The sequence below is a fragment of the Limosilactobacillus panis DSM 6035 genome (genome assembly GCF_001435935.1).
GTDB lineage: Bacteria > Bacillota > Bacilli > Lactobacillales > Lactobacillaceae > Limosilactobacillus > Limosilactobacillus panis.
In genome coordinates this window covers 1-2,243 of sequence record NZ_AZGM01000133.1, presented here as the reverse complement: position 1 = coordinate 2,243, position 2,243 = coordinate 1, and the positions used below count along the sequence as shown (strand labels likewise).

Sequence of the window (2,243 nt, the reverse complement as noted above, 5' to 3'; positions counted from 1 at the left end):
CCCTTCTTCTATTCATGACATACCTGCTGTACTTCTTCTGCCCATGGTAAAAGAGACTCAATGTCGCTACTTTTCTGGTTGGGTAGTCGATCAAACAGGTACTTAAAATATTTATATATATTTAGTTTATTTACTTTTGCTGTTGCCACTAGCGTGTAGTAAATCGCATTGGCCTCAGCTCCGCGTTTACTTTTCGCAAACAAACAGTTTTTACGAATCAGTGTTGTAAGCCGGATTTCTCCTTCCAATGAGTTATTACTCAGCGGTATTTGCCCATCTTCGAAGATTCGATATACTCTTGTCCGAAGTTTCAAAGCATTCTTGATAGCTGCACAAAGTCGGCCTTGCGGTGAAATAATACTATTCAAGTAACGGTAAAATTTATCAAGTAACGGCTTTACATGAATAATCCTTTGCTGTCGTTTCTCTTCCTTAGTTTGATATATTAATCCGTTTTCCTTATGGAAAACAGTCCCGAGGAGCTTTACCGCATGAAGAGCTTTCGAATGCTTTAATTGCTTCTTGCTTAGTAATTTAGTGATTCGAATGAATTCTCGCCGGATATGAACTAAACAAGAGCCAAAGTGGGCGTGGGGATATAAATGATTGCTATAACCTCCATACCCATCACACATGATAAAGCCTGGATAGTTTTGTCCAATAATATCACCGATTACTTTTCCTGAGCGGGTATTGCGATAATGATAGATTACCATATGATGATGGCTAAACTCAGTCGTAGTTCTTGTTGCCCAAAAATAACTGGTAGTCTTAGCTTCGTCAATGACCTTAAAAGGCGTTTCATCCATTTGGATTACTTTTTCATATTGCATTAATTTAGTTAATCGTTCATATAGTGGCCTTAGGTAAGTTTGACTAACCGTAATGATATTAGTTGCGAGTTGGCGGCCACTGACTGGCAAACCAACGGCTTGCCAGAGCTTTACCTGTCGATGGAAGGGTAGGGCTAAGGAAAATTTATACTCAGCTACTTTAGCCAAAATACTGCTGGAAATATAACTATGAGGCAATAATGATTGCGGCATTTGACTACTAATGATGATATCTTTACCGTCCTCATCACAGTCATTACACTTGTAGCTTTCTTGGTATAGGTTCGCACAGTACAATTCGGCCGGCTTTAGTCGGACTTCGCGGCTATATAGATGCTTACCAATCTTTTTCATCTGTTCATGGCACTTTGGACAATTCATATTAGTTAAATGAATTGTCTCATCCACTTGAGGTAAACCATCCAAAAAAGCGGTCCGCTGCCCAGAAACTTTAGCTTTCCGGTGACGCACCACTTGTTTTTCTTTCTTTTCAATCACTTCCGTGATTGAAACATTAGAATCTTGCAGCTGATCTAGTTCATCATCGCTAAATAGTGATTGCTGACCATCAACTACGGACTCAATTATTTCAGTTTTTTTCCCAAACATTTGATTCTGTTGAAGCTTAATAATTGCCGTCAACTTGTTGACCTGTTCCTTTAGGGCTTTGATCTGTTGCTTAAGCTCGCGATTCTCTTGGACTAAACTTTTACTCATGATACGTCACCTCCCTTTAAATTATTCTTCGGTAATTATATCAAAGAACAACGATTTTAAACAGAGGTAATTTAATAAAAGGTACCTGGTTGCGCTGCTTTAATCTTACGAACCGGTAATGGGTTTAGTCCCTTTAATAGCCAATCTAATTGTTTGGCTGATAACTCTTTGACTTCGCTACTATATCTCGGCCAACTCAAATGGCCATTTTCAAAGCGTTTGTAAAGCAAGATAAAGCCCTCACCATCCCAAAGTAGTCCTTTAAATCGGTCATTGCGGGATCCACAGAACAGAAAAAGTGAATTGTTGTATAATTCCAACCCATAATTCTCAGCGATAACCATTGCTAGTCCATCGATTCCCTTACGCAAGTCAGTTTTTCCACAGACTAGGTAAACATGATCGGGATCATGCCAGTTAATGAGCATAGCGCACCACAACCTTTGAAATCTCAGCCGCAAGGCTGGGACTGGCACCCTTGAAAAATGTTAGCTGGACATTGTCAACTTTCATTTTAACAGCTGGTCGCGGCGAAAATTTAGGCTTACTAACTGGTTCACTTTTAGTTTTGAAAACCGGTGTCACAATATCGTGTGTTTCCTCCATAAAAAATCCTCCTGTACTGAATTTTATATTTTCAGTATAGGAGGATCGGCTGACCATGCCTAGACGTGTCGTTATTGACTGCTTACT

General features: G+C 39.5%; 3 protein-coding genes. All 3 read right to left on the bottom strand.

What is annotated here, in order from left to right; all coding sequences use genetic code 11:
* Window positions 1–8: 8 nt before the first annotated feature.
* On the bottom strand, window positions 9–1,550 hold the full coding sequence (tnpC, locus tag FD32_RS07985; protein ID WP_056962163.1) for an IS66 family transposase: 1,542 nt from the start codon (window positions 1,548–1,550) through the stop codon (window positions 9–11).
* A 71-nt stretch (window positions 1,551–1,621) separates the two neighbouring features.
* Window positions 1,622–1,978 carry an IS66 family insertion sequence element accessory protein TnpB gene (gene tnpB / locus FD32_RS07980; RefSeq protein ID WP_047768682.1) on the bottom strand — a complete coding sequence of 119 codons (357 nt, stop codon included), beginning with the start codon at window positions 1,976–1,978 and terminating at the stop codon, window positions 1,622–1,624.
* Window positions 1,968–2,243: hypothetical protein (locus FD32_RS07975; protein WP_235803786.1), on the bottom strand; the 276-nt coding region annotated here is incomplete at its 5' end. The genes tnpB and FD32_RS07975, both read right to left, overlap by 11 nt.